This window comes from Corynebacterium choanae (assembly GCF_003813965.1).
Taxonomy (GTDB): Bacteria; Actinomycetota; Actinomycetes; order Mycobacteriales; family Mycobacteriaceae; genus Corynebacterium; species Corynebacterium choanae.
Genome location: NZ_CP033896.1, coordinates 1,931,697 through 1,951,125 on the forward strand (window position 1 = coordinate 1,931,697; position 19,429 = coordinate 1,951,125).

The 19,429-nt window shown below is 56.5% G+C and carries 12 protein-coding genes and 1 pseudogene; all 13 read right to left on the reverse strand.

Annotated features, from left to right (window positions below; translation table 11 throughout):
• Positions 1–177 precede the first annotated feature (177 nt).
• Positions 178–831 (reverse strand): annotated as a pseudogene (locus CCHOA_RS06955) (ABC transporter ATP-binding protein); the annotation flags it as partial.
• Between the two features lie 449 nt (positions 832–1,280).
• Positions 1,281–3,116 (reverse strand): permuted SH3 domain-containing protein, encoded by a 1,836-nt coding sequence (locus CCHOA_RS06965; protein WP_123928693.1) that lies wholly within the window; start codon positions 3,114–3,116, stop codon positions 1,281–1,283.
• 561 nt (positions 3,117–3,677) lie between these two features.
• On the reverse strand, positions 3,678–6,860 hold the full coding sequence (ileS, locus tag CCHOA_RS06970) for an isoleucine--tRNA ligase (protein ID WP_123928697.1): 3,183 nt from the start codon (positions 6,858–6,860) through the stop codon (positions 3,678–3,680).
• A 1,706-nt stretch (positions 6,861–8,566) separates the two neighbouring features.
• Positions 8,567–8,854: a hypothetical protein gene (locus CCHOA_RS06975; RefSeq protein ID WP_123928700.1), complete on the reverse strand. Its 288-nt coding sequence runs from the start codon at positions 8,852–8,854 to the stop codon at positions 8,567–8,569.
• 243 nt (positions 8,855–9,097) lie between these two features.
• Positions 9,098–10,069, reverse strand: a complete 972-nt coding sequence (locus CCHOA_RS06980; protein ID WP_123930988.1) for a DivIVA domain-containing protein — start codon at positions 10,067–10,069, stop codon at positions 9,098–9,100.
• A 466-nt stretch (positions 10,070–10,535) separates the two neighbouring features.
• The gene (locus CCHOA_RS06985; RefSeq protein WP_123928702.1) at positions 10,536–10,847 is read right to left on the reverse strand and encodes a YggT family protein; all 312 of its coding nucleotides are present in this window, start codon (positions 10,845–10,847) and stop codon (positions 10,536–10,538) included.
• A gap of 398 nt (positions 10,848–11,245) precedes the next feature.
• Positions 11,246–11,662 (reverse strand): cell division protein SepF, encoded by a 417-nt coding sequence (locus CCHOA_RS06990; protein WP_123928705.1) that lies wholly within the window; start codon positions 11,660–11,662, stop codon positions 11,246–11,248.
• Positions 11,663–11,764: 102 nt separating this feature from the next.
• Positions 11,765–12,538: a YggS family pyridoxal phosphate-dependent enzyme gene (locus tag CCHOA_RS06995; protein WP_123928708.1), complete on the reverse strand. Its 774-nt coding sequence runs from the start codon at positions 12,536–12,538 to the stop codon at positions 11,765–11,767.
• A 115-nt stretch (positions 12,539–12,653) separates the two neighbouring features.
• Positions 12,654–13,574 carry a peptidoglycan editing factor PgeF gene (gene pgeF, locus CCHOA_RS07000; protein ID WP_123928711.1) on the reverse strand — a complete coding sequence of 307 codons (921 nt, stop codon included), beginning with the start codon at positions 13,572–13,574 and terminating at the stop codon, positions 12,654–12,656.
• Positions 13,575–13,704: 130 nt separating this feature from the next.
• Positions 13,705–15,027 carry a cell division protein FtsZ gene (gene ftsZ / locus CCHOA_RS07005; protein WP_245992100.1) on the reverse strand — a complete coding sequence of 441 codons (1,323 nt, stop codon included), beginning with the start codon at positions 15,025–15,027 and terminating at the stop codon, positions 13,705–13,707.
• A gap of 523 nt (positions 15,028–15,550) precedes the next feature.
• The gene (locus CCHOA_RS07010) at positions 15,551–16,252 is read right to left on the reverse strand and encodes a cell division protein FtsQ/DivIB (RefSeq protein WP_123928714.1); all 702 of its coding nucleotides are present in this window, start codon (positions 16,250–16,252) and stop codon (positions 15,551–15,553) included.
• Positions 16,253–16,432: 180 nt separating this feature from the next.
• On the reverse strand, positions 16,433–17,920 hold the full coding sequence (gene murC, locus CCHOA_RS07015) for a UDP-N-acetylmuramate--L-alanine ligase (RefSeq protein WP_221339804.1): 1,488 nt from the start codon (positions 17,918–17,920) through the stop codon (positions 16,433–16,435).
• A 241-nt stretch (positions 17,921–18,161) separates the two neighbouring features.
• On the reverse strand, positions 18,162–19,295 hold the full coding sequence (gene murG, locus CCHOA_RS07020) for an undecaprenyldiphospho-muramoylpentapeptide beta-N-acetylglucosaminyltransferase (protein ID WP_281273261.1): 1,134 nt from the start codon (positions 19,293–19,295) through the stop codon (positions 18,162–18,164).
• Positions 19,296–19,429 lie beyond the last annotated feature (134 nt).

The window sequence follows — 19,429 nt, forward strand, 5'->3', positions numbered from 1 at the left end:
CGCGGTGGTAGACGATTGAGCATCAGTTGCTGTCGCAGGTTGCCCAGGAGATCCAAGAGGATGAGATACACCTGCGCTGCTGCCCTCCCCCGAAGGAATTTCCGCAATAGGAGACGTTGTTTCAGCTGCAGCTAACAGTGGTGCGGCAACAGTATGCACACCATGGTCCGGGGTGCTAACAAACCGCCCATCGACCATGGTTTGGGTGCGCGAACATTCCGCCGCCAACTCGGGGTTGTGAGTAATAAACACAATGGACACCCCCTGGTTTTGATGCAGATCATGGAACATATCCATCACCATCCGACCAGTTGCCGAGTCGAGGGCACCAGTGGGCTCATCGGCAAGAAGGAGGTTTGGTTCATTCGCCAGTGCCCGAGCCACCGCCACCCGCTGCTTCTGCCCACCGGAGAGCTGTGTTGGCAAATGATGCATCCGATCAGCCATCCCCACCATCGCTAACAGTTCTTCTGCGCGTTGGGCGCGTTCTTTGCGCCCCACCCCGGCATACATCAGCGGCATCTCCACATTCTTGAGCGCATCCACCCGGGAGATAAGATTGAAGTTTTGAAACACAAACCCAATATTTTGCGAACGATAACTCGACAATGCGTCGTCGGTAGAGTTCAACACATCAGTTCCGGCAAAGAAATACTGCCCTTCAGTTGGCCGATCAAGCAGGCCAATAATGTTCATCAGGGTGGATTTCCCTGAACCGGAAGCCCCCACAATGGCGACAAATTCGCCGCTGTGCATGTCAAAGTCCACACCGGGAATAACGGTGAGTTCTTCTTCCGATCCAATATTGAACTTCTTCACAATCCCGCGCATCATAATCAGCGGATAGCTCGATGGTGTCGTCATAAGTACTGGGATTCCTTAAAGCCTGCGAAGATAGCCTTCGTGGGTCAAGTTGGTTTGGCGATGAATGCCAGCAAAAAAAGCGGCAACATCTCGGGGGGAAAACAATTCGGTTGCTCAACACAATGCCTCGCAACCACCTGCTGCAGCATCTGTCGCGCAACCCGCGCGGTAGACTACCGCAAACGCGGCAACCTCAAGGTTTTAGAACACGGCATCCAAGGCGAGGCACACCATGGCGGCGCCAGGTGCGCGCACAGCTTGGCGGCGACAACAACCACAGCCACCACCTATCAGCCAATTGCGCACCCGAAAGCAGGGCAGATCCACCGCGGCAACGCCGAGCAGATCCACCTCGCTTCCATTGGCCACCAAGTTCACTGCTGAGTATGTACACCACTGTTTCGTAGCGGCAGCATCTAGGATTTGTTGGCTTCGGTGCTGCTGGTCGTAGCTGGCGACGCATCACCTTGCTGCTGCTTGCGGACACTATCAGGGACGTCGACTGTTTCACCGACCTTCGCCAAATTACTGATCGCCCGATTCAGCACGACGTCACCTGCTTGCAAATCACCACCGGTGATCTCCGCATCAGTGACCGATGTCTTGCCAACCGTCACTTCCCGCTTTTCAACCGTGCCCTCATCGTTGACCACCAACACATAGGACATGTCGCCATCTTCGACGAGCGCGTCGCGCGGAACAGTTTTCACGCCCTTCACGGATTCGGTGGTGATTTCAGCTTTCACCGAACCACCAATTTTCAACCCGTCACGATTACCGGTCACCGTGATTTCCACAGCAAACTCCGGCGACTGATTGCTGGTGTCTGCCGTGACAGATCCCCCGTCTTTACCGCTGGTAACCACAGCATTGGCCACCGGGGAGATGAATGAAACCTCACCGGTGAAACGTTGTTCACCGGTTGCCCGCGACGTGAATTGCACAGTGTCGCCAAGATGAATGCTTGCCAAGTCGGCTTCGCGCACATTGGACCGAATCAGCAAAGTGGAATCGTCAGCAACCGTCATCAGCGGGCCGGATACTGGGGCGCCAGCTTTCGCCGCCACCGAAGTAATCACCCCATTAAACGGGGCACGCACCTCATTATCAGATAATTGCTGCTCCAACTTCGAAGTCGATTGACGCGCTTGCAGTTCGGCGGCTTGCTTGGCCCGTTCCGCGGAACGAATCGCCTGCTGATCACTATTGATCTGCTGCTGCAATTGCATCTTCGTGGTCTCTAAGGCGACTGCTGCATCTTTTTTCGCATCGAACTTTTGTGCCGCCGCCCGCTGCAAATCCGCGAGCTCCCGGTCAGTGTCGATCAAGGTGCGCTGCACCGCAGCTTGTTGATCGTTGAGCGCAAGCACTGCCTGATTCAAGCTATTGACCGCCTCGGCCGAACCGATATGAGCATTAGCCTGCGCTTGATCAATGCCTAACGGATACTCATTCGCATAGGCGTCCAGTTTCGCTTCGGCGGCAGAAATTTTCGCAGCAATCGCCGGCTTCTCCTGCTCATCTGCCTGCTGTAACTGCACCTGTAGCTTCGCCAATTCGGCCTGTGTTTCGGCAATCTCCGCCGACCGATCAACACCACGCAACGCCGAAGTGGTTGAATCAAGGCCTGCTCGTACGGCGTTTAATGCGGCGCTGAGCAGCTGCGAACGGGCTTGTGCCAACGCCAGATTTTGACTCCGAATATCGGCATTAAGCCCCGAGGCTTTCCGCTGTAACCGCTGTTCATAGGCGCGCTGCGCGTCAGCATATGCCCGGTCAGCTTCCCGCAGCGCCTGCTCAGCACCGTTGAGCTGCGGATCAAGATTATTATTCAGCAGCTGTTGTTTATCGTTGAGCTGCTGTTGCGCCTGCTCAACTGCTGACTGAGCGTCAACCACACTGCGAGCCCCGTTGGCGACCTGATCGTCATAGTCGCGCTGAAGTGCCGTGGTATCCATCGTGGCAAGCAACTCACCGGCACTCACCCGCTGGCCAACTTTCGCATTCAATGACTCGACAGCCGACGTCAAATTTGAGGCGAGTGCCACCTGCCGGATCGGGGTAATCGACCCGGTGACCTGAATAGTTGATGCTACCTCCCCGGTGGTGACCACACTATAGGCTGCAGCGGCAGTAGCCGGATCCGGATCATCACCCGATCCACCCATACAACCAGCAAGTAGCGCCCCTGACGCAACCAGGGCAATCGCTAGCCGCGATAAGCGTATTGTCCGTGTTTGCGCATCGTTCATTACTTCATCCTCACCATCGCCAGAGTCGATGTCGTTATTGTTTTAACTTTCCAGATTCGCACCGGCGAAAACCACAAACCGGGTAAATCAATCCAAGCACGCCCCGTACATGCAGTCATCAACAGCCGTCAGGCTTTACCGCACAAGACTTTCACTAGTGTTCCAGCAGAACACCGGGGTTACTCACCCTTCTTAGGATACACATCCCTACAATGCAGGTAGGGTCTTACCACCTGGGAATTTTCCCAATTTATCCTGGATAGTTCCCAAGAGTGTGGCAGGTCGCAGTCGGCTCCACACCGGCAAGCAAACCGCGTCAGCAAGGAAGTTATCCTGCTCTCCTGCCCCTGTTGACGCGCCGCGCACATTGCCTCTTGCACGCAACACTCCCAGTCCCCCTATCGTCGTTGACTGAAGGCTTCTCTCGGGTGGCCAATAGCCAACAAAAAACAGGTAAGACCCCTCCCAAACAAGGAGCCTTACCTGTTTTGCATCATGGCCGCTGCGGGCAATGCGCACTATTGTTCTGCACGCAGCAGCTAATCTAGCGCGCCGGAATGATTACGCTTTATGCAACTGGGCACTCGCCCCGCCGAGCACATCGTGGGATTGTCCATCCAACGCATCGGTGGTCAGGGTGAGTTCGGTTGCCAGAATTTCTTTCGCAATATGGTCAGCGAATTGTTCTGCGACTGCACGACGATCAGCAGGAACCGAAACCGTCGCGGTGATCCGGTCAGAAACCTCAAAACCGCACGCCTTGCGAGTATCTTGCAGTCCACGTACCAGGTCATTTACCCAGCCCTCAGCCGCGAGTTCTTCGGTGACATTGGTATCCAAAACAACCAAGCCACCGAACCCTTCAATTTGTGCAGTAGATGCCTCATCGGCAGCCTTCAGCCGGGTTGTGAACTCATCAGGCTGCAAGGTAATGCCACCTGCGACAACCACTTCACCGTCACGGGTATAGTCGCCGGCCTTCACCGCCTTAATCACCTGCTGCACATCCTTGCCCAGGCGAGGACCTGCCACCTTGGCATTGACGACCACTTCAAATCGGCCAACACTGTCCACATCGTCGGTGAGCAGTACTTTCTTCACATTGACCTCGTCGGCAATGATATCGGTAAATGGGCGAAGTTCAGCCGCGTGTTCACGAGCCACAGTCAGCCGTGCCAGCGGCAACCGGTTGCGCAATTTGTTGGCTTTGCGCACCGACGATGCCGCCGAACAAACACCTCGAACAGCATCCATCGCATCCACCAGCGCATCATCGCTGGGGAACAGATCAGGATTCGGATAGTCGGTAAGATGCACCGAGCGTTCACCGGTGAGCGCTTTGAAAATCACCTCAGTGATTAACGGCAGCAACGGGGCGGCAATCTTCGACAAACTCACCAACACCGTGTACAGCGTGTTAAACGCCTCCGGATGCTGCGTGTCCCCTGCCCAGAAACGGTCACGGGAACGGCGCACATACCAGTTCGTTAACGCATCGCAGAACCATCGCACCTCATCGCAGGCCTTTGCGACATTCGTGTCATCGAGTGCTGCTTGCACATCGGCTGCCAACCGATGCAGCTTCGCCAAAATATACCGATCAAGCACGTTGGTGGAATCGGTTGCAAACTTCGCCGGCTGTGACGAATACAGCTGCAAGAACGTGTAGGCATTCCACATCGGCAACAGTGCCTGCCGAACACCTTCCCGGATTCCTTGCTCAGTCACGATGAGATTGCCACCGCGCAGAATCGGCGACGACATGAGGAACCAGCGCATCGCATCGGATCCATCCCGGTCAAACACTTCGTTGACATCGGGATAGTTCCCCTTCGACTTACTCATCTTCAAACCGTCATCGCCAAGCACGATGCCGTGCGCGACAACCTTTTTATAGGCTGGCTTATCAAACAGCGCAGTCGAAAGCACATGCATGGTGTAGAACCAACCGCGGGACTGACCCGAATATTCCACAATGAAATCAGCTGGCCAATGGGTTTCCACCCAGTCCCGATGCTCAAACGGATAATGCTTTTGTGCAAAGCTCATCGAACCGGATTCAAACCAGCAATCCAGCACTTCCGGCACGCGGCGCATCATCGACTTGCCGGTGGGATCATCCGGATTGGGTCGCACCAATTCATCAATATGTGGCCGGTGCAGCGACTTTGGTTTCACCCCAAAGTCCCGCTCCAATTCCGCGATGGAACCATACACGTCAACGCGCGGATACTCTTCCGAGTCCGACACCCACACGGGAATTGGGGAACCCCAATACCGGTTGCGGGAAATATTCCAATCCCGGGCGCCTTCCAACCATTTTCCGAACTGGCCGTCCCGAATATGGGCTGGCATCCATTCGATTTCTTCCCGGTTGAGTTCAACCATGCGGTCACGGAACTTTGTCACAGCGACAAACCAGCTCGGCAAGGCCATATAGATGAGCGGCTCGCCAGAACGCCACGAGTGCGGATAAGAGTGCTCAATAGTCTGGTGGCGAACGACTCGACCTTTCGCCTTCAAATCTTTGATGATCGGCTTATTCGCATCGAACACCAACAGACCTTCATAATCTGGCACCTGCGAGGTGAACTTGCCATCCAAATCGACGGGCACACACACTTCAATGCCATGCTCTTGGCAGGTGTTCATATCGTCCTCACCGAACGCCGGCGCCTGGTGCACAATACCGGTGCCGTCTTCGGTGGTGACATAGTCTGCAGCGATGATCTGGAAACCATGTTCGACCGGGAAGAAGTTGAAAATAGGCTCATAGGTGAAGCCCACCAGCTCGCTGCCGGGGAGGGTGAACAGCACCTCAGAGGTTTTGCCCAGTTCTTTCGCAAAGGAGCCCAGCAGTTTTTCCGCCAAGATAAACAGCTGCCCTTGAAACGCCTCCAAGCCGTCTTCACCAACCCGAACCACCGCATAGGTGACTTCTGGGTTGACCGCCAACGCCGCATTCGAAGGCAACGTCCACGGGGTCGTCGTCCAGGCGATAGCTGCGGCTTCCGCAAGTTCCGGATGATCAGCAAGGGTGCGTTCGGCTACACTGCCAGGCAACGTGCCGGTGATCGGCATGGTCACGGTCAACGTTGGATCCTGGCGAAGCTTATATGAATCGTCAAGACGGGTTTCCTGATTCGACAGCGGAGTATGTTCCGCCCACGAATATGGCAACACTCGGAAACCTTGATAGATCAGACCCTTGTCGTAGAGCGTTTTAAACGCCCACATCACCGACTCCATGAAGTCGGGATCCATTGTTTTATATCCGCCGTCGAAATCTACCCACCGGGCTTGCCGAGTGACATAGGCCTTCCAATGGTCGGCATATTCCAGCACCGAGGTTGCACAGTAGTTGTTAAACTGCTCCAACCCCATCGACTCGATTTCACCTTTGTCTTTGATACCCAGCTGGCGTTCGGCCTCCAGCTCAGCGGGCAGCCCATGGCAGTCCCAGCCGAATACACGGTCGACTTTTTTGCCCCGCATGGTTTGATAGCGGGGAATGATGTCTTTCACATAGCCGGTTAGCAGGTGACCATAGTGTGGCAACCCGTTAGCAAAGGGCGGGCCGTCATAAAACACATATTCCGGCTGGCCTTCCCGCTGTGCGATGGAATCGAGAAACGTGTTGTCGTTCTTCCAGAACTCGAGCACAGCCTGTTCCATGTCGGGGAATCGCTGCGAACCGCCGGTTAGATCTTGTTTGGGGTACACCCCACCAGTTGTGTTTGTCATGATTGAAAAGTTGTTATATCCGTTTCGCGAACATTGACGTTTGAAAAAACTATTCACCACCGCTGCGGTAAGCGAGCCCTCGGTATTGCACCGTTTGACCCCCAGAGCAGCCGTCTGGTTGCTGGTGTTCTGTTGTGGATCGTCGATCTTCCAGCAGCCGAGCCAAGCATGCAAAAACGATGCCCTAGTCGGCAGATTGCCACTGCCGAACTGTGGATGTTCCTTGCTACTGCTGCGGCGGCAAAGCCTGCAGGTAACAGAAAAAAGCTTTAATGCTACCGTGATCACGCGACGTGAACAGCACAACAGGCGTGTAAAACCTGCAATCTTCCGGCCAACGACCACACAAAACACCGGATTCGAGTGTGCACAATACACTGCGGTAACCGCACTCATGGCTCGTGTTGTCCGCTGTTTCCTATCACCAATTGGTTGTCGGAACCAGGGGTTACCACCAGCCCTGTGTCTGCTGATTTTCCACTGTGTTGCACCGTCGGGACGCCTGCGGTTGCAGTACACAACACGCACACGCGGTACCACCCGACTTGAAATGACCTGAAAGCCGCCGGTGATCACCCGTTGCAGCGCTGGATGGGTGCTTGTTTCCTGGTCGACAAAACAGGATGAGCACCCGATACGCACAGATGATTCGACGAAGTCATTCCCACTTCATTGAACTCGAGACGGTTTCTTCGTGTGGCGGGGCAGTGCAGCAACAACGGGCAGTGCAGAGCTTTAGCATCTACGGCACCACCACGGTGTGCAATACACCGCAACCAGCCGGGAATATTCCCTTTTCAGGGAGATTTCCACAACGTGATGACCAGCAGCTTCTTTAGCACTGCACTGGCAACGATCACCATGGCCAGTGTGCAGACTGTGGAAGCAAGCAAAACAACCCTCACAGGGGCGTGAAGACTGCTTCGCCTTCAGCGAGGAAAGATTTCCCTTGGGTCATCACAAACGAATAAACAATCATGCAAGTGTTAGGTGATTTTCTCTGCGAATCACCCTGGCTTTGTTAAACAAAAGACACGGTGGGACAGGCGAATATCATCGATCAAGGTGTGCAGCGACCAAGCATTGCGCTGATCATCAAGTCGCTCGCACACCGACACTGGTGCCGATTCTACTGGGCAAGAACAGTACTCCGCGCCAACACTTATCTGGTGCAAGCTTGATTGGGGGACTACGTTCCCTGCGGTTCTTTCGGGCTGGCTCCCCGGTGATTGCCGGATCAACGCCCATATTCAGTGCCGATCAACCTAACGATTGAATCATTGTTGCTGACAGCTTCCAGTCGGCGAAATCAGTGCATTGTGCACTACGCCGATCATGGTGGCCACATTTCAACGTTCCCGCTTACAGGCTCGCCTCCGGGAAACGGAACGGATGGATGTATCCGGATTTCCGTCTTGTCGAAAAACGCAACCGTGGGCTGTCAACAAAAAACACTATGAAGTTAAAAAAGCGATGCTGCGAGCCTTGCAAGGGCAGTGTACCGAAGGGTTTCGCCCTGTTCAACCCCCCTCGGCAGCATGTACTGCAAAATGCCATCTGCGGACAAAACAGTATCGCAACGCGGCTTGCAGCGCGACACACACGCCCCCGGTCGATACCTGCCAACCAGGGGCGCTAGCTGCCGAGTTCACTCTAGCCTTGGGTATTACTCGGCAAATGGTTACGGCACAATCTTGGTGGCGCTATTACCAGTGCAGGTAGGGATCTTCCTCGTCGGAGGTTTGGCTGCCGGCGGGCTTGCCGGTTTGTTGTGCGGCGTCGGAGTGTTCACTGGTTGCCGCGTCAACATCAATCACGGTGGTTGTTGCTTCAGCGCCTGATTTCCGTTTGACGATGAGATCGGCAATAAAGAGCACGATCCCAATGCTCACGACGAGAAGCATCAGCCAAGTGTACAGATCAGAGGGTTGAGTTAAGGAGACAACCAGCAGCGCAAACCCGAGTAGGGCACAGACGATGGCACCTAAGAGCATGCTGTTCTCCTTGGGTTGGTGACCTGGCTGATGGACAGCGTACAGGGGTGTGGTTGCTGTTACACACCTGTACGCTTATCGCTGCGGCTAGATGCAGCTGGCGTGCAACAGCCCCGATTCAGACCCTGTGGATGAGTCGTTGCAGCTTGGGGCTGCGTCCACCGGGGTCGAATCGGGGCAATGACTGCCTGCAGCGGGCGTGGGATCGTTGTATAACCGACCCCTCGCCCAACGTTTCACAGGCTACTTCTTTGGATCCATCTGGTCGCCGGACAGTTCTTGCAGCTTGTCTTCCAAGAATGCACGCATCCGAGTGCGATACTCCCGTTCGAAGGTGCGCAGTTCGGCGATCCGAGCTTCCAGGGCTGCTTGCTGCTTTTGCACTGTAGCCATGGTTTCGGTGTGCTTACGTTCCGCGTCAGCCTGCAGCGCATTAGCTTTGTCATTGGCCTGTTGAATGGTCTGCGAGGCTTCCGTGTTTGCTTGAGCAACGGTCTTCTCGGCACGATCGTTGGCATCAGCAACAGTCTTCTGCGCCTTAGCTTCAGCTTCGCTGACCATGGTTTCGCTGCGCTGTTTCGCATCGGCGAGCTGCGACTGGGCGGTCTGCTTTGCATCAGCCAGAATCTTGGTGGATTCTTCGTTTGCCTGGTTCTTGACCCGGCTTGCCTGAGCGTTCGCTTCATCGACGGTCTGCTTGGCGGTAGCCTGTGCATCTGCCACGAGAGTCTTAGCTTCGCGTTCCGCGTCAGCAGACAGCTGTTCTGCCATCTGGTTGGCCATCTCCAAGACGCGAGCAGCCTTCATCGTGGTGTCGGTGGTGTTCGTCGGGGTGCTTGCAGCGGCAGCAGCCGGCTTTGCTTGCGCCTTCTGCTCCAGTGCCTTCTTCGCTTCCGCTGCTTCCCGACGCGCATCAGCGGCTTCGCTGGCCGCCTGCTCGACGCGACGGTTTGCTTCCGCGAGCTTGCGCTCATATTCGGCAGCGACTTCCCGACGAACCGCATCGGTGTCAACTTTGCCAGCTGCAACAGGCTGACCAGATCCTGCCTGCTCCAACTGTTGGCGCAACGATTCGTTCTGCTCGGTCAACGCGGCAATGGTGTCTTCCACCATGTCGAGGAACTGGTCGACTTCGTCTTCGTTGTAGCCCCGCTTACCGATCGGAGGCTTGCTGAACGCGACATTATGCACATCGGCTTGAGTCAGCGGCGTCATGGAAGTTCCCTTCATGATAAGTCAAGGTCGGTCGACCAGTGCTCTACTACGTGTTACAGCTACGGTATATGGTTACCGCGGCAAAAGTTTGTTTCCACCCACACAGTACACATAAACCGCTGCAATGAACACACATTTTAACAGCGGGCATCGGAAGTAACCGGGCGCCAAAGGGGTGATGACCAACAGGGGGATCGCCCCCATTGTTATTCGTGTTGCCTATTCTACGCACCAGTTTTCGAACGTGGTTCACCGCCACACCGCGAAACTGAAGAATATTTCCCCTTTTACCACACTCCCCCGAAAAGGGGGTTTATCAGTGGGGGCTTGACCGTGATCATCCGCACGTTGCAACCTGATCCATTCCCGCGGGAGCACATCAGCTGCACACTGTAGCGGCAGTGCTGCTTACCGGTGGTGTAGCCGGATGCAGGGGAAGGCAAATGACCCCTTTGCGGTTTGCAAGCTAGCTGCTGGCAGCAAGGTACATGCTGCTCGCTGAGCCCAACAGCACAATCAGCAGTTGCAGGAGGAAGAACAACACCAGCACCGAGAGATCGAGTGCCACATTGCCGAGCCGCAGCGGAGGGATAAGCCGGCGAAGTAGCCGCAGCGGCGGATCGGTGATGAGAAAGAGTGGTTCCGCCAAAAGACTAAACCAGCGGGGTGGCCGGAAGTTTCGCGAGAACGACGCGATCATCTCGACGACGATACGAATCAACAGCACATAGGAATATAGCTGCACGAGGAGAATTAGCAGCCAAAACAAAGTATTCACGCTGCCCTACCCTAGCTGAACATGGCCGCGTGTTGCATGTAGCAGCGAGCACCTCTGTCCAGAGCCGTGCCAGGTTTGCAAATTACCTCGTTGCCGGCTTACTTGGCAGCGGTCGATCCCTGAAGTGGTAAACGCGATACAACCAGCCGCACAAGAAACAGTTGGTTTCGTTGTGGTCATATCAGGGATAGCGCAAAAAAATTAGACCCGGCCGGTTTTAGTGGCGACGGTTTTTGTCTGCACCAACCCGGCCGGGTCATTGCTTACCAATATTGCTGTTGACAGCGGCTGCGGCTTTTTTACACACTGCCGCCCGCCCCTAGTTGATGGAAGTTTGCGGAAAGCAGTCCAATCGACATTGGGGTGTCAGCGAACACTGCTGGATTATTCCTGGCGCCTTACTCACTCCACAGGGCGTCACGCAATTGGTAGTCGGCAATCTCTACGCCTTCGGGAACCAGTGCATAATCACGATCTTGCAGACGAACCATCCGTCCGCGCAGCCCGTGGCAGAGACCTGCCGAATAGTCGACGATTCGGCGTGCCTCGTCGCCGGCCATCTCTGATAGGGAGAACACCACAATGTCCCCGTCGCGGAAGGTTTGCCCAATCTCGGCGGCATGGTCAAACTGAGAAACCCGAATCGGCACAATTGACGGTGTCGGTTCGTCCATCAGTGGCGGTGTTGCCGCCGCTTGCTGGTAGGAATCCACATATCCGGTGGACTGTAAGGAATCATGTCCGGTGTCGTCATGGTCGACCGGCTGCTGCGGCTGCAGGCCCATCCATTCGGAGAATTTTTGTAATTTACTCATTGCACTCGCTGCTACATTCAGATCGGAAACGTCTGCACGTCATGTGGGGGAAGTGGCAACTTCTCCACAGCTTTCACCGTGGTGGGGTAAGTTGCGTGGTTTTCATCGTAGGGTTGGACTGCCTAAAATCGCGGTACCGACACGCACTATTGTTGCGCCTTGGCCGATCGCAACTTCGAGATCCTGCGACATTCCAGCAGAGTAACCTAATGTGCGGCCATATGTGGCTGACAGTTCCCCGAGCAGTTCCGCACCTTTGGCGAATGCTGTTTTGGGGTTCACCGTTGGCGGCGGCATCATCATGATGCCGGCGAATGTTAAGTGTGCACATTCTTCCATCAGGGTTGAGGCAAGCGCCCGAATCCGCTCCGGGGTGGTTCCACCACGGGCAGGATCATTGTCATAGGAATATTGCAGATACACCTGCAGTGGCCGCTCAGCAGGTTGCAGACCAGCTTCGACTGCTAGCGCCCGCCCGTGTTCCAGGCGCTGCACCAGACGCAAGGAATCTACTGAATGCACTGCTTGACAGGTGCGGGCGATCGCCGCGGTTTTCTTCGACTGCACCTGGCCGATGAAGTGGATCGCTATCTCGGGTACGGCAGCTGCTTTCGATGCGGCGTCGTTGATCCGTGATTCGCCGACTGCGGTAACACCTAATTGATGCAGCAAAGCGACATCGGTAACCGGATGATATTTCGTCACCGGCAGCAGGGTGATTCCTGCCGGGTTGCGTTGGGCAAGTTCGGCCGCTTCGGTGATGCGTGCCTGTACTTTGGCAAGGCCTGCGGCAAGCTCGTCGTAGCGTGCTGAAGTCGCCGGGTCATCGAGGTGCCCGGCAGATGCGGTGTGGTTGGTCGTTTCGGCGTCGTCCATAGTTGTTCGGCTTCGTCCTCTCCATACGCGGGCAGCATCGTTTGTTCTCTCAAGAACAATAGTGGCAGCGAGCAGCCCTGGCGATGACACACGGCTGCCCCGGTGTCATCGGGATTCACTCGCTTGGCTGTGTTCCGGCTGGGTGCGACAGGACGATCACACCTGCTTGCCGGCCGGTGCGTGATTGACGTCGGTAGGAAAATAGGTTTTCGCCGCAGATGGTGCAGTCGCCAATCGTGTGCACTTGCTCGACGCCGAGGTGGGCAAGCTGTTGACGGATCCCTTGGGCAAGATCAAGCCCCGGCGTGTTGGCGTCGGTGCTCGTGGCACAACCGGGAAGCTGCTGGTTGCAGTCTTCCTGCATTGCTGCCGGAACCTCATAGCAGCAGCCTTGCGCATGCGGACCGATAAATACGTGTAAAGATTGGGGGGTTGCTCCGCGGGCGTAGAGTGCGTGCACCATATCTGCAGCAATGCCGTGCACTGCACCTACCCTGCCGGCATGGGCACAGCCGATGAGCTGATGGTCCACATCGGCAAATAGCAGCGGCATACAGTCAGCTACTTGCACCGCTAATCCGACATTGAGCGTGTCGCTAATCATCCCGTCAGTGCGATCTAACGGGTGTGGTGACATGCGCCGCTTCGCTAAAGCGTCGGCAACCGGCCGCACCGGGGTGTGCTCGTCAACGACAGCAATCCGGGTTCCGTGTACTTGATCCATAAAATGCAGGCGATGAGTCGACACCCCCACCAGGTCTGCGAGTTGTGCCCGGTTCGCGGCGACTGCCTGGGGCTGATCACCAACATGATCCCCCAAATTATTGCTTGCAAACATCCCTGCTGAATAGCCGCCGTGTCGAGAAGTAAACCACCAGGAGGCCACTAGCTGCGCAGAGGATCCAGCAGTCGGGAACGTGCTACCGGCTGCAAGAATGGACGGATGCGGATGAGATTCGGTGTACACCGATCCGCTGTTGCTTGCTGCTGCACCGCACACAGTCGCCTCCTTGCCTCGTTCTGTGTTGTTAACCATCCACGGCCGCGTGTTGCTCAACCTGTGAATCCTGAAGATGCTACAGCGCATGCCGCGGCATTGAGCATAGACAAAACTGCCCCGACCGGCAGGATGGAAGCCGATGCGGGGCAGTAACAATCACGCTGTGTTAACGCAGCCAGGAAGGCACATCCCAGTCGGTTGACTGTTGTGGACGGTTGCGACGTTCATAGTCGTGGGTGCGATATTCCCGTTCTTGGCCGGTTGTCCGACGATCCTGCTGCCACGATGGTGCTTCATGCCGGGGACGGTCAGCAGCTGGCCGTTCCACCCGTGGTTCGGAACTGCTGGCCGGCTCATAGCTGTCGCCAAACAGTCCGTCACGCGCCGGACGTGCCGGCGGGGTTGGTGCTGACGCATCATTGGTAGCAGAAGCGGATTCCCGGGAGGTGGTTGCCGATTCCTGCGGCTGTTCCCGGCGCGCCTGTCCCCCATTGTTGGTGAGCTTGTTACCAGGCTGGAAACCGGTAGCGATGACGGTCACCTTCACTTCGTCACCGAGGTTGTTGTCAACAACGGTACCGAAGATAACGTTGGCGTCGGCATTGGCGCGGGCGTGGATAAGATCGCCAGCCAACTGGATCTCAGACAGCGCAAGGTCGCAGGCGGCGACGCTAAACAGCACACCGGTGGATCCGTCGATCGTCGATTCGAGCAGCGGAGAGTTGATGGCCATGTCGACTGCCTTGTCGATGCGGTCGTCACCGCTTGCAATACCCACACCCATGAGTGCAGAACCGGCGTCTTGCATGACGGAACGAACATCGGCGAAGTCGACGTTAATATCACCAGGGGTGATAATCATGTCAGTGATGCCTTGCACACCGTTTTTCAGCACATCGTCGGCACGGCGGAATGCTTCAACCATAGAGATATTGGGGTCACCAAGCTGCATGAGGCGATCATTCGGGATGACGATGAGGGTGTCACAGGCTTCGCTGAGTTTTTCGATACCGGCTTGTGCCTGCTGGGCACGGCGCCGGCCTTCGAAGGTAAACGGCCGGGTGACAACACCAACGGTGAGTGCGCCGAGTTTCCGGGCGATTTCAGCGACCACTGGGGCGGCACCGGTGCCGGTTCCGCCACCTTCGCCGGCGGTGACAAACACCATGTCAGCGCCTTCCAACACGGCTTCGATCTCATCGCGGGATTCTTCCGCTGATTTCCGCCCGATTTCCGGGTTTGCGCCGGCACCCAGGCCACGGGTTTCTTTTTGTCCGATCGGCAGCGACAGGTGGGTGCCGTTGATGACCAGCGCCTGAACGTCGGTGTTGATCGCGATAAATTCAACGCCTTTTACTTCGGCTTCCACCATGCGGTTAATTGCGTTGACGCCGCCACCACCGACGCCAACTACCTTGATAACAGCCAGGCGACCGTCAGCTTCGTCGAATTCTTCCACATCGGTCAAAGATTGATCGTCAGCCATCATAGAAAAGTCCATCCTCATTCCGTATTTAAACATGCAGTTCGCAGAGCGTTGCGTCCCGTGTTTATGGGCTCGGCGCTGGCTGTCGTGTGGGGTATCCCACCCGACTGGGGTGGAAACCTGATGATCAGTTTTCTCGGATGAGAAAAGCCGCCACCGACGCTGTGGTCCAGCGTTGCACTGCTGCGTGCTGCTCTGCGGAGTGTTCTTCCCCATCTTCCTGCACAACGCTACCGCGGGGCGGCTCATCACCATCGGCGTGTCGCTAGTCTCAAGGTCAAGTTGAGGCTTTCCAGAAGTTCGCTGTGCAGGTCGCACATTCCAGATAGTGGTCACCGTCGATCCTGCAGATCTTTCCGCGTTTCGGCCGGGGGTAACCACTCCCCCCGTGGTGGGTGGTTGGCGTGTGTCGTCGGCGTCGACTGGGTTGCTGTTACTGCTGGTTGATCGGCAGGGATGCGCTGCGAATCAGCTGAATGTCGCAGGATCTTGTCGTTGCAACGATCGGCCACCGGTGGTCGGCTGGCTAGGGCGCAACTGCTACTTGTCTGGGGTTTGTAATGTCGATGCGGGCGCCTTCCATCTGCAGTACCACTGCGAAAGTTTGCGCTTTCGCTGGGAGATTATCAGCCGAGCCGACCACAATAACCCGGTCGCCGGTGGTAGTTACTTCCATGAACTGGTCGCTTGCAAAGTGAATTCGCTGCACTTGGCCGCGAACCTCTGGTGCAAGTTGAGAAAGAAACCTTGCCGCAGTGCGATAGGCGGTGGGATTGTCTTCTGCAAGCCCGTCAATCAGCACGACACCAGGTGGTGCGTCGGCGATGACAAATGGTTCACCGTCACCGTCGATGAGATGGGTGCCGTCGGCAAAGTCGGCGGCAAACACGGCGTTACGCTCAACCACATCGATAGCTACGGTGTGCGGGAAATCCCGGGCAACCGTTGCCTGTTTCACCCACGGTAACGTGGCGACTGCCGCGGAAGATTCCGGAAGGTTTGCCCGCAGCAGATTCGTGCCAAGCGGGATCCCGGCCGCCGCAATAACCTCATCATCGCTAGTGTGTTCGGCACCTTCCACCCGATAGTTATCCACGGTGAAAATCGGTACCAGCCACAAGAATGCGCCTGCGAGCACTGCGATACCAAACACTGCGGTAACCCCGATGATGATGCGTCGTTTGACCGGACCTACCGATCGGGCTGGGCGGGTTGATTGTGATTCCACGACGCACCGTCTTTCATCAAGGGGGAAGGTTGTGTTGTTGGTTTAAAAACCGCGCCGGGTTCCACACGGTTAAGCGAAATACCCTGGTCGCCAGCTAGCTGGCGCCGGCTATTGAAGACGACCAGCTAGCTTGTGTACAGCAGAAACAATAAGCCATGGCGGCAGCCTGCCCGCTGGCTACTAGTTGCCAACTTCGGGGGCTGTGTCGAGCTGATGCAGGATTTCCTCGCCGAGCACCGTCACCGAGCCTGCCCCGATCGTTAATACGATCGCCCCTGGCTGCACTACTGATGCTACAAGCTCTGGGCAGTCTGCCATTGATGCACAATATTGCACCGGGACTGTGACATGTTCGGTGATGATGCGCCCGTCGACCCCGGCAACGGGCTGTTCCCGAGCGGGGAAAATGTCGAGCACGATGACTTCGTCTGCGAGGGAAAGCGCTTGTGCAAATTCCTTCGCAAAATTCATTGTCCGCGAATAGAGATGCGGCTGGAAGATAGCAACAACCTGCCGATTCTCTGCGACAGCAAGATCCCGGGAAGCTGCCAACACGGCCGCAACCTCGGTGGGATGATGGGCGTAATCATCAAACACGTCGGTTCCTGCGAATCGACCGGTCGCCACATGGCCTTTATGTTCGAAACGGCGCCGCACCCCGGTAAAACCAGACACACCGGCGACCAGATCGGCAAAATCGGCGCCGACCAGCAGCCCAGCAGCGATTGCCGCCACTGCATTGAGCAGCATGTGATCGCCGGGGATTGCCACAGATATCTTCGCTTCGCGGGAACCCTGGTTGATCAGTGTTGCCGGATCAACATGGGCACTGGTGCCAGATGCACAATCGAGCTGCTGGTTGTGAATAGTTACTGTGGCATGCGAGGAACTTCCGGCATGGCGGATATTGCTTAACGCTGCAAGAGTGGGAATCTCTGGATGTCGATTTGCTGCATCCTCGGTGCCGTAGCCTACGACACGACGCCCCCGCGATAATGCTCGTTTGCCGCAGCGGGCAGCATGATCGTCATCTAAGCACACCAGTAGTGTGCCGCCGGGGACGAGCCGCATCGCGAAATCGTCAAACACCTGATAGTAGCGTTCAGCGGTACCAAAAAAGTCCAGATGATCAGGCTCAATATTGGTAATCACCGCCACGGTTGGGGCATAGCTGAGCAGGGACGCATCAGACTCGTCTGCTTCCGCCACAAAACAGTCACCGGTGCCATGGTGGGCGTTGGTGCCAGCTTTGTTGAGTTGGCCGCCGATAGCAAAACTTGGATCCAATCCAGCCTGCTGTAACGCCACCACGGCAAGGGAGGTTGTCGACGTTTTCCCGTGGGTGCCGGCGATAAGGATTTGGCGATGATCCCGCATCAACGCAGCTAATAAATCCGACCGGCGAATAACCGGGATTTGCAGCGCTCGAGCCGCCGCTAATTCTGGATTGTCCTGCGGGATCGCTGCAAACGAAGTGACCACCACCGTCGGAAGTTCCGGCAGATCACGCACATGGGTTGCATCGTGACCGACAAAGATCGTTGCCCCGGCAGCTTTCAGCCCGAGCAGGATTCGGGAATCTTTCATGTCAGAACCGGAGACGACACTGCCCCGATCCAACAAAATACGGGCAAGGCCACTCATTCCAGCGCCACCAATACCAACCATGTGGACGCGGGATACATCAAGCGGTGCATGGGACACGAGCGTTCTCCTAACAGTGGGGCATTATCAACGCCGAAAATTGTTGGTGTTCACAGCCTACTTGGCGCAAGGCTGCAACGAGTGGTTGCGGCCTTGCGCCAGCGACCAGACCACACCAGCCGGTTGTTTCACCAGCACAGGGGCAAGCGTGTTGTTGCTTCCGCGCCCCGCAATGATGGATCATTGTGGGCGACATGGGAGGTGGTCACCGGTGGCGGCGTGAACGCACCACAGCCATCACCCGGTCGGCAACTGCTGTGGCAGCATCGGTGGTTTGGGTTGCAGCCAGCGCCGTGCGCATCGCTGCTAAAGCCTGCGGATCAGACACCAAAGGCACCACAGTGTCGCGCACATAGTCGGCGGTAAATTCGGCATTGTTGACCAACTGTGCCCCGCCGGCAGCCACGACTGATCGGGCATTCAATGCCTGTTCCCCGTTGCCGTGCGGCAATGGCACATACACTGCCGGGGTGCGGGAAGCCGTAATCTCTGCAACCGTCATCGCCCCGGAACGGCACACCACCAGATCGGCGATCGCATAGGCCAAATCCATTCGTTCAATATATGGAACAGCGACCACCCCAGGACGCGGCGACGGGGCGGCATTTTTCTTGCCATAGGCGTGCACCACCTGCACCCCAGCATCGACTAGCGCATCCATCGCCCCGGCCAACGCCTCGTTAAGCGCCACCGCCCCTTGCGACCCACCGGTAACCAGCAGAGTTGGTTTGTCGAGCGATAATCCAAAATGCTGGGCGGCTTGCTGTTTCAGGGCTGCAAGCTGCTGCGGATCCTGTAATGCTGCCATCGTGTTGCGAACGGGAAGCCCCACAACTTCACCGGTGAGACCGCTTTCAGGTTGGGCATTTAACCCGAGTCCGCCTAAGGCGACTCCAAGTTTGTTGGCCAACCCTGCCCGGGCGTTCGCCTCATGCACCACAAAGGGAATCCGTAACGACTTCGCCGCCAAATAGGCTGGCGCCGACACATATGAACCAAATCCCACCACACAATCAATATGGTTGCGACGTAAAATGTCGCGGGTTTCCCGCAGCGCCCGGACCAGTTTGCCAGGAACCTGCAGTAACGCTTTCGAGGGTTTCCGCGGGATGGGGACTGCGGTAATTGTGGCCAGCGGAAAACCGCGGGCAGGCACCAGGTCAGTTTCTAATCCACGGGTTGTTCCTAACGCCGTCACGCGGGCACCGTACTGGTCACGAAGCGCATCTGCGACCGCCATGGCCGGCTCAATGTGGCCGGCGGTACCACCACCGGCCACCAGAATATGGGCAGCCTGGCCGTTGAATGTTTCCTGATCTGCTGGTTGTTGTGATTTCACCGTGTGTGCTGCTCCTTGTCCACGTGGATGCGCTGTGTACTGCTGGGCAGTTGTGGGATCTGCTGACATCGCAAGGTTGGTGTGGTTGTGTATTGTAGTTGGATTTTCTCCCCGGTTGCCGGCAATGGTGATAG

Excerpts from the sequence above, each read along its gene's own strand:
- CCHOA_RS06980 (WP_123930988.1), bottom strand. The coding sequence starts at position 10,069 with ATGACGCCGCTGACTCAAGCCGATGTGCATAATGTCGCGTTCAGCAAG.
- pgeF (WP_123928711.1), bottom strand. The coding sequence starts at position 13,574 with ATGGTTAACAACACAGAACGAGGCAAGGAGGCGACTGTGTGCGGTGCA.
- CCHOA_RS06995 (WP_123928708.1), bottom strand. The coding sequence starts at position 12,538 with ATGGACGACGCCGAAACGACCAACCACACCGCATCTGCCGGGCACCTC.
- murC (WP_221339804.1), bottom strand. The coding sequence starts at position 17,920 with ATGGTTGGTATTGGTGGCGCTGGAATGAGTGGCCTTGCCCGTATTTTG.
- CCHOA_RS06975 (WP_123928700.1), bottom strand. The coding sequence starts at position 8,854 with ATGCTCTTAGGTGCCATCGTCTGTGCCCTACTCGGGTTTGCGCTGCTG.
- CCHOA_RS06990 (WP_123928705.1), bottom strand. The coding sequence starts at position 11,662 with ATGAGTAAATTACAAAAATTCTCCGAATGGATGGGCCTGCAGCCGCAG.
- ileS (WP_123928697.1), bottom strand. The coding sequence starts at position 6,860 with ATGACAAACACAACTGGTGGGGTGTACCCCAAACAAGATCTAACCGGC.
- CCHOA_RS06965 (WP_123928693.1), bottom strand. The coding sequence starts at position 3,116 with ATGAACGATGCGCAAACACGGACAATACGCTTATCGCGGCTAGCGATT.
- ftsZ (WP_245992100.1), bottom strand. The coding sequence starts at position 15,027 with ATGATGGCTGACGATCAATCTTTGACCGATGTGGAAGAATTCGACGAA.